At 35.7% G+C, this 9,425-nt stretch carries 8 protein-coding genes and 1 pseudogene; 6 read left to right on the forward strand and 3 right to left on the reverse strand.

From position 1 onward, the window contains the following. The 3 genes and pseudogenes from HMPREF0666_RS12640 to HMPREF0666_RS12645 all read right to left on the reverse strand — a co-directional run. A pseudogene (locus HMPREF0666_RS12640) lies at positions 1–230 on the reverse strand (helix-turn-helix domain-containing protein); the annotation flags it as partial. Between the two features lie 135 nt (positions 231–365). Then, positions 366–539: a leucine-rich repeat protein gene (locus HMPREF0666_RS18540; protein WP_083822554.1), complete on the reverse strand. Its 174-nt coding sequence runs from the start codon at positions 537–539 to the stop codon at positions 366–368. Positions 540–731: 192 nt separating this feature from the next. Continuing rightward, entirely contained in the window at positions 732–1,634 is a 903-nt protein-coding gene (locus tag HMPREF0666_RS12645; RefSeq protein ID WP_042856367.1) for an Abi family protein, read from the reverse strand. A gap of 629 nt (positions 1,635–2,263) precedes the next feature. On the opposite strand from HMPREF0666_RS12645, the gene HMPREF0666_RS12655 reads away from it, so the two are divergent. From HMPREF0666_RS12655 to HMPREF0666_RS12685, 6 genes are all read left to right on the forward strand, one after another. After that, positions 2,264–3,565 (forward strand): ATP-binding domain-containing protein, encoded by a 1,302-nt coding sequence (locus HMPREF0666_RS12655; RefSeq protein ID WP_232214109.1) that lies wholly within the window; start codon positions 2,264–2,266, stop codon positions 3,563–3,565. Next, a complete protein-coding gene (locus HMPREF0666_RS12660) occupies positions 3,546–5,333 on the forward strand; it encodes a lantibiotic ABC transporter (RefSeq protein WP_232214110.1) in 1,788 nt (595 codons plus the stop codon). Before HMPREF0666_RS12655 ends, HMPREF0666_RS12660 begins: the two co-directional genes overlap by 20 nt. Positions 5,334–5,619: 286 nt before the next feature. Further along, the gene (locus tag HMPREF0666_RS12670; RefSeq protein WP_042856369.1) at positions 5,620–7,029 is read left to right on the forward strand and encodes a radical SAM peptide maturase; all 1,410 of its coding nucleotides are present in this window, start codon (positions 5,620–5,622) and stop codon (positions 7,027–7,029) included. 92 nt (positions 7,030–7,121) lie between these two features. After that, positions 7,122–8,168, forward strand: coding sequence for a hypothetical protein (locus HMPREF0666_RS12675; protein ID WP_232214111.1), 1,047 nt, complete (start codon positions 7,122–7,124; stop codon positions 8,166–8,168). 421 nt (positions 8,169–8,589) lie between these two features. Then, positions 8,590–8,835, forward strand: coding sequence for a hypothetical protein (locus HMPREF0666_RS12680; protein ID WP_009012763.1), 246 nt, complete (start codon positions 8,590–8,592; stop codon positions 8,833–8,835). A 344-nt stretch (positions 8,836–9,179) separates the two neighbouring features. Then, positions 9,180–9,425: helix-turn-helix domain-containing protein (locus HMPREF0666_RS12685; protein ID WP_009012764.1), on the forward strand; the 246-nt coding region annotated here is incomplete at its 3' end.

The following is a 9,425-nucleotide window of genomic DNA, read 5'->3' on the forward strand; positions in this document are numbered from 1 at the left end:
GACATCCTTGTCGACTGAACGATTGCCTGGCTTTCTGCGCCTTGTTGTACTGCATTTGCTTGGGCAGTTTCCCAATTATAGTGTCTTCGGACTCCGCTATTACGTCTTATTTCACGAGACACTGTACTTGCACTTACATTTATCGCCTTGGCAATATCTTTTTGTTTCGTTCTATTTTGGAGTAGCACAGAAATTGTGTACCTTTGCTCCGAGGTTAATTGTTTGTACATTGCAATGCAAAATTAATTAATCTTTGGGAGACAGAGGTCTCCCTTTCTTATTTTTATGCATTGCTTGTTGATTTTCTTCTCATGGGGGCTTCTCGCCCCCAAACCCCTCGGTGTTTTCAGGTATAGATTATTAAGCTACACCAGCACTTGGGATTGCAGTTCTATGTTGAACTTGCGGGTGTATCCGCTAAAAGCTTCGCTACCTATTGTCGTAACACTATTAGGAATGGTTACAGAAGTTAGAGAGCTACAACCGCTGAAAGCTAACTGCCCAATTGTCGTAACACTATTGGGAATGGTTACAGAAATTAGAGAGCTACAACCGCTGTATCTATTATTAGTTGATTATCAGTATTATACGCTCTAAACGGTAGAAAAGTGACAATATGGATTCTGTTTAGATACGAAAAGGTGAAGATTTAACGTTTTTAACCTTCTGTCACACCGAAATTACGAAAATGTGGGCGATGTGAGATGGTTAGTAGTCACTCCAAATGCCTTTTATTGCCACAGTGGTTCGTTTTCCCAACCAGAAGGAAAACCAAGGGCAGCTATATCTACTTCTGGAAACGTAGCAAAAAGTCTGTTCATCTTATCAAGCATATCGTTATTTGGAGATATGATGTCAAGAAAGTACTTGATGATGCACATATCAAAGTACACTTTCAATGGATCTGTCGGCAAGGTAATCCAAGGACGCAACATTCTAATTGGCATGGTAGCACGAATAGAGAATACCCTATTCCATACACGTGCATGATGACAACATGAGTTTCTTGTTACAGTGATAATTGTAAGCCAAGATTCAAAAGGTGCAACTTGCAAGCCAAATGACTGTGCAATACGCTTCTTTATCTTCTTATTCTTGATGTTAGAATAAATATTAGTGATTACACCAAATGGCAATATCTCGGTCAGCATCCATGAAGGTGGATACTGATTGGTATATGTCTCTTTGAAATGGTTGATGAAATCCTCTTTTGTATGGTTCAATTCATCTTCTATAAGACGTATAGAGCGATTGAACTTGGACGGATTTGAGAAATTGTTGGCTTCAGTCATCCAAAAAGGGTTGCCTGTCATTTTCGTTCCAAAGTTCACGATTGCACAACGCACTGCAACCTCTATCTTTTCAATTTCATTGAATAAAAGTAGGCGTAGCTTCTTGTCAAAGCGATACAACATCATAACCTTACCGAAAGATACTCCTCGCTTGAATAGATGTTGCTCCTTGGGAATGGAAAGCAATGGGTACATATAGGCAGACAAACGATAGTAACCGATGTGGGAAAGATAATGCTGAGCCTTTTCTTCATCGGTTATCTCCATACCTCTTGTTTTGAGTAGTTGTACTAACTTTTGGGGTGTGGAATATGGTTTTATGAACGGAATTTTTGTTGCCATATACCTATAAAAACAAAAACGACCCGCACATTTGAGCATCGTTGAGAGGCTTGGCGGGTTCTCGTGCTACAAAGATACGAATAATCATTGATAATACAAAATTTTTAGCAAGAAAAATCACGGGGAAGTGGATTTCTTTGACATATTTATATTTAATAATATTAAATCGGACCTTAAAATCATACTTTACCAGCAAAACAAAGTGGTTTTCAAGGTAAAAGTATTATCTTTGTAACGTCTATACCCATACCGAAAGCCCCGATGGGCAGAGGTTGGGCAGACATACATATGGTAAAAGGCGTTTTTGTACGCTTTGGTTTTGACGCTATAAGAATCTCGCAAATTCAACGACAAGTCAAGAACAAAGCAACAAAGAACGCCTCATGAGGTGTATTATATACAGCCCTCATTGGCTTCGGACGATTCTAATGTTCGTTGTCAAGAGTGCTTTCTATATACTTACACTGGCGTGGGGCTTTCGGCGTTGCTCGTTTCGACTTGTCGGGCAATGCGAGAGCCTTTATAGCGTGGAACGAGTGACAGAACAAGCTCCGCGCTTTTTCGTATGTATTCAAAACATTAATCAGTCAAACAACACAGAGTGGAGCTGCTGTTCTAATGGAAATGGCATGAGATTAGAAAAGTGGTTTATATCAAACTTAGATGATTCTCAAAGAAAAATCATCGTTCAAAGTATAGACGAAGATATCATTGTACAAGGTGCTGCAGGCAGTGGAAAAACTAACCTTGCTATCCATCGTGCATTACAGGCAAAGAACAAAGGAAGTTACGCCATAGTTATTTTTACTGTGGCTTTGAAAAGAATGATAGCTTATGGAATGCAGGCTCTCGGTTTAGACAAAGAGCGCATTGCATACGAATGGGCTTGGACTCATCGTGGCTTTGACCTAACAGGAGATGTGTTTTGGGAAAAGGGCAATAGGAATACCCTCTATCTGGTAAATGATTTAAATGTCAGAAAGTTTGAACGTACCGAAAAGTACAAAACGGCTTATGGAATAGATTTTGCAGATTGGGTGGATTACAAATTTTACTCAGCCTTTGGACGCAGGGTTAGTTGGTTTAAAGAAGTTCCATACCTATCAGGGTTTAGTGTGACTAATACTAATAAGTTCGAGTTGATTCCAAGTGGAACAATTTATAAGCAATCAGAAGCTAAAATTGATTATCTTATTATAGATGAGGCTCAAGATTTTAACATCTTAGACTATCAAGGAAGGATAATACCTCATAAGGGGAAGAGTCTTTCTTTATTTGGAGATTCTGTGCAACAAATGAATTTTAAAGGAAGTTCAATAGATGAGATTGCTAATACTTTAGTCTACAAACGTCTCTCTTTGGATTACAATTATCGTCTACCAAAGACAATTGCTAAAGTTGCTCAGCAAATTCAAGATGTCAATGTGGACTTGTTGACAAATAACATGAAAGATGGTGGCAATAGCGACTATCCTAATTATCCCAAACCGATTGTCACGAAATACTCATCTAGAGAGAAAGAATTGGAAGGCATATTAAATCGAATAAAAATGGAAGATTTAGACGATGTCGCAATTCTTGTTCCTGACGAGAGTGATGTACGTGAAGTAAATGATTTTCTGAATCAAAGAGGAGTAAATACACAAGTGCATTATCGAACTGGAAATGTAGTTCCGTTTAGAACTGTCAACACATTGGACTTTTCAAACAATGACCTACCATGCATCCTGACATACTATGCAGCAAAAGGGTCTGAATTTGATAATGTCTTTGTGCCTTTTGCTAATGAGGCGAACACTTGTAAAAGAAATGCTTTTTATGTGGCATGCACTCGTTCTTCACGCAATCTGTATATCTCCTACACAGGAAAGCGAACATCCTTTTTGAAAGATGTTTCAAAGGAAAATATAGTTGAAATTGAAAATAATTAGACCTATGTTTTATTATATAAGTACAAACTCATGGAACTTACTGGAATCTTTCGTTTCAGAAAGTATATCACCATTCTCTTTCTACCAAGTCAGAGGATATGGGAACAATTTGAGCCGTTATTTAGATGGAACAAATGAAAGGGCTAATTATCTAATTTTGTCAACAAAGGAAATTAATGGTGATTATGTCTTGAAAGTCAATGATGAAATTCTAGACAAATCAAATATAGCTCCTGTCAAAAATAGTAAAACTCTATTTACATACAATAAGACAATCTACTATAAAAAGGGAACTATTGCTTTTCTGTTCTCTTCAAGAGATTTACTGGAATCTCTTGTTGCAGAATCGCAAATATTGTTTGAAGTAAAATGTATTGAAAAGTACAAGTCTGAATTTATCGTAAAGACGAGCAATGCGTTGCCTATATCCACAGGAAAAATAGCAAATGCCATATCTTTTCAACTTCAAGAATATGTTGCACAAGACTGTATTTATGACAGATTAAAGGGGATGATAGTTGCCTTTACTCGTGCAATGGCGTTTGCAAAAAATCCCCAAGAACAAAAACTAATGTGTATATTGCGTGATTTAAAAAATTCATTTGCAGGATTAAATACACAAGTTATGGTTTCTGAAATAGCTGTTTCAAATGAGAGTAAATATATTTCTCTAATCCAAACAGCTAAAGGGATATATAATGGTACTGTTAAGACAAGGACAAACTTGTTTGATATTCTTATGCAACATTTCTCTGAAATTGTCAAATTGGCAAAGGCTCGTGCAGAAGAAATATCTCAGAATAAACAAGCAAATAGTACAGACAAAAGAGATTTCTTAATAACACAAAAGGATGCGTTAGAAAGCAAACTTTACAGCATGGAATGTCACGATGGTATTTCTGATTGGATAGAAGAACTTAATTCTATAAAAAAGAAAGAACGTGATAATGGTATCAAAATGGGGAAAAAACGTGAATATTTCAAAAAGGGAACTTGGGAATATGAGCGTAAGAAGTATCTCAAACAAGAAATCAAAAAATACGAAGATGAAAATTACGAATTTAAGTCCATAAAGCAGCAGATCGCAGATATAAAACAACAGATAACGAACATAGAATCTGGTTCATCTATGTACGATACGACTTTAGGAGCTTTATTTGTCCGTGTTAGTGATATTATGAATGAACTTATCGGCAAAGCAAAAGTATCTGGTGAGGCAAACGGAAACATTGATTACTCTTGTTTCTTGCTAAAGAACTTAACTATAAGCATTGATGTACTGAATTCTGATGAAGAAAAAGTATTTCTTGATGTCATCATGAATGAAGCTCTTATGTGCAAACAAAGAGGCTTGTCTGACGAGGTTGTATTGAACCTCATTGTTGAATTAGCCAACAAATATAAGTGCTTAGAATGCTCTAACACAGAAAAAGGCAAGCAAATACTTAGCACTCTTCGTGAATTTTGGTCATACAAGCACAACCAATGCTCATCATTTAGCATTCCCGCCAACTTGGTTGTATTGAAATCCTTGATGGCTTTCTTTATCAAACCTTTTGGTTTTGACCAAATTGACCGATATGCCCAAAATAGAGGCATTGATAGTAAAGAGTATGGATATATGCTCCGAGGAGTATTAATCGGTTATACAGCCTTTCCAAAGACTTTTACTGATGCACTTTATAGCAACCCGGATATATACATGCCTATGGATGAATATTTAACAGCAATACACAAGCAAGTCGAAACGCAATACCCCTGCGATTGACTTGTACACAATAAAAGGGGTTTAAAGAATATTTATGGGAGTTTTAAAACTGTCTGTTATAGAAGAACAGAACAAGCAACTCAAAAACAGATTAAGAGTTGTTGGACAAAAAGGACATATTGTTCGCATTAGCAACTGTTATTGTCCTTGTGAGTGTTTCATCAGAGAAGGCGAAGTTACAATGTGTGACGATGTTGCCTCTGCTGGAAGTTGGAACATTGATTAAAGAATCACTAATTAAGGGAGAGCCATTGTTTAACACTTTGGCTTCCCTTATTTTACGCATATGGAAGCTATAGTATTTCAAACTCAAAACGAAAATTCTTATTTGTATAGTCCTTTGAAAAAGGCAATATTGCCATTATCAAAGAATGTGTACGATATAATTTCAAACGATAGAAATGAAGGAGACGAAACATTTCGACAGTTAAAGCAATATGGATATCTTGATAAATATACTTCATCATTTGATAGTTATATAACAGGAAATACTATACAAGGAGTATTGGTAAAACTGTCACAAATCATATTTGAGACAACAACACTCTGTAATCTTAGATGCGAATATTGTTGCTATAGCGAAGGATATGATACATTTGATAGCCGAAGAGGTATGTTGGGGAATCTGAAATTTGAAACGGCCAAAAGCATAATTGATTATTTGGCAATTCTTTTTCAGAAAGAGCCTCTATCAAATGCACCTAAAGAACCTTTTGCCATCAGTTTCTATGGAGGTGAGCCATTGATGAATTTCGATGTAGTGCGCCAAATTGTAGAATATGCAGAACGTATTGATTTTCGCAACCGTTCATTGTTTTTTACAATGACAACAAATGCAATGCTTCTATCAAAATATGCGGATTTTTTGTCACGTCACAAATTCAAAATGCTAATTAGTCTTGATGGCAACAAGGAAAACGACTCTTATAGAATAACTCCTAATGGGAATCCTTCGTTTGACATCGTAATGAAGAACTTGAAGTGTGTTGAGAATTTATATTCAGAATGGTTCGCAACATTTCGCTATAATGCGGTTTTCACAAATAAAAGTGATGTAAGGGAAATTGTTGATTGGTTTAAGATACAATTTAACACAACGCCGAATTTTAGCCCACTTCATGTTCCTACCGAGGATGCAAAAGATGGAAACAGAATTCTATCTATGCTTAAAACATTTGAAATTCCAGAGGATATAGAGTTGGTTCCAAGTTTAATCACTCAAAATCCACTCTTTAATCGAATTTTGGTTTTTACTACAAGGTTGTTGAATAATTCAGTTAGCAAAGAGAGTGAGCTACTCGTAGATGAAAGTATTGAGAATAGTACCTTGCCAACTGGTACATGTATTCCATTTTCAAAACGACTTTTCGTAAGCTATAATGGGAAAATACATCCATGTGAAAAAGTCAATAGGGATTCACCGTTAGGATATATTGACAATAGTGGCTGTGTTCATATTGATTGCAATGAGGTAGCAAATGGATTTATGAAAAGAATCGCAGAAGTTTCATCTTTATGCAAGAAATGCTACATGCAATTTTGTTGCACTAAATGTTCTTTTTGTTACAGCAATGGTAAATGTGAAGAGTTTACTTCAAAAAGTAAATTCGCAAAACTATTGTCAGATGCTGTATCATACATAGAATCCCATCCTGACATAATAGAAGTGCTTGAAGAAAACATTATAATAAAATGAACAGACTGTACATAATTTTTCCACATTGCTATATCAAGGCAACATCAAAAGAATTGCTCATATATGATACAATAAAGTTTAGTAGCATATATATGAGGAATATTGCCGTCCCATATAAAGCCGTCAATACATTAAACCAGTTCGGTTATATAGATGATTGCGATGACAACAAGTCTATTTTGCAAATAATCGCCTACAACGGATTCGGATATTTCATACAACCAAACAAATCAATGCCTTATTTCCCCAAACGAGGATTACAAATAATGACCTCCTTAAATAAAGAAAACAAAGCTTTAGGGCACAACTTGGCATCATATACAAATATGATGTTGAAATCTATCACTTTTTTACTTAATAATACATTGTCTATAAATTTCAATTCATTTGCTTACAAGCAATTAGGGTATCCAAACGTTAATCATACAGAGATTGACATAGACAAAATATTACTGCAACTTATTTCTTTTGACCTGGAAAGAATTGTCTTGTCTGGGGAAATTTCATGCGATAAGTTGGAAAGAATTTTAAATCTTGCCCAAACAAGAAACATACTTGTTGTTTTTAGAGTTCATTACTTGGCTTATCCTATTCAACATATACAAGATATGTTACGCAAGTATAGAACAATAATGGTAGAATTGCTTATCGATTCAGCTACCCCCTTAGATATTATAAACCTAAGAGAAGAAAGGTTAATCCTAAAATATATTGTAACAAATAATTCTGATTTAGACAAGCTTACGGGTGCAAAAGAAAATATAGTATTATGTCCTATATTCTTGGATGAAAAGAATATTACCCTACAGCCACAAATGGTTATAACCAAAGACGAGGTTCTTAAAATCAATCAAAATCTAAAAGACTGTTATTTGAAAGATTGCATAAATACATCATACTTTGGCCATATAACAATCGATTATGATGGGATGGTCTATTGTGTAAATCAGCAAATTGAGTCTTTACAAAATCGAGACCTTGCTTGTATTATTAATAAATGGGTTGGTTCACAAGACTGCTATTGGTATTTCACACGAAATAAGAAATTGGAATGTAAGGATTGTGCACTTCAGGTTCTATGCCCTTCCATATCAATTTATGAGCAACTAAAAATATACAAATGTCCTTGTAGGGTTTAGACTTCACTTTGTTATATGAAATAAATGGAAGAATTAAATCAACTCCTGGATTTTGGGAATCCTGCACAATAAAACTTAGTACAGATTATATTTAGAGAGCAATATTCGTCCCCTTAAACTTTATTAAAGGCGGAACCAAATCTAATCTAATAATAATTTTCCTGTCACTTCTGTCACTCTGATTGAAGACATAACAGATTAGTTTACAGGCTTTTCTGTCCAAATGTTAAAATGACAGCAAACTGAAAATAAAAATATTGTTGGTTTTAAGTCCGTTATTCTCTTATGTAGTGAGGGTAATAGTGTAATGCTCCTTTCGTCTATTATTAGTTGCAATAAGAATGTGAAAACCAAGATGCAGAGTTGGAGTTGTTATATGAAAACGTTATATTTGCAAAAAATATAAACAGGAGGTATAATTATGGCAGGCACAATGACAAACATCGAGAACAATACGATACGCATGTATTGGAACGTATTGCGTTCGATGAGTAAGAACATTCGGTTGGGCTTAGCTGTGAAACTTACTAACTCTGTACTCGAGGAAGAACGCAAGGAAATGTCAGACGAAGCCTATACAGAAGAAATGCTTAATAAGTTTTTTGGGAAGTGGGAAGGAAACGAAACTGCTGAAGAACTGATGGGTATCATCAAGCAGAGCTCCTAAAGTCAACAGAGAATGTAAAACACTTTGCACGTATAGAAGGATTAGAAGTGCAGAATAGGGTTAGAGTTTAATCGGTCATTAGACTAAAATATGTGTAGGCTCTAATGAGCGATTTGAGTTAAGCGATAATTACGACTATTTTCTTAGTAAGTTTGTTTGGTTAAATACGCAAGTTCAACATAGAACTGCAATCCCAAGTGCTGGTGTAGCTTAATAATCTATACCTGAAAACACCGAGGGGTTTGGGGGCGAGAAGCCCCCATGAGAAGAAAATCAACAAGCAATGCATAAAAATAAGAAAGGGAGACCTCTGTCTCCCAAAGATTAATTAATTTTGCATTGCAATGTACAAACAATTAACCTCGGAGCAAAGGTACACAATTTCTGTGCTACTCCAAAATAGAACGAAACAAAAAGATATTGCCAAGGCGATAAATGTAAGTGCAAGTACAGTGTCTCGTGAAATAAGACGTAATAGCGGAGTCCGAAGACACTATAATTGGGAAACTGCCCAAGCAAATGCAGTACAAACAAGGCGCAGAAAGCCAGGCAATCGTTCAGTCGACAAGGATGTCATGGAAGAGGCGAAG

Source organism: Prevotella sp. C561 (assembly GCF_000224595.1).
Classification (GTDB): Bacteria; Bacteroidota; Bacteroidia; order Bacteroidales; family Bacteroidaceae; genus Prevotella; species Prevotella jejuni.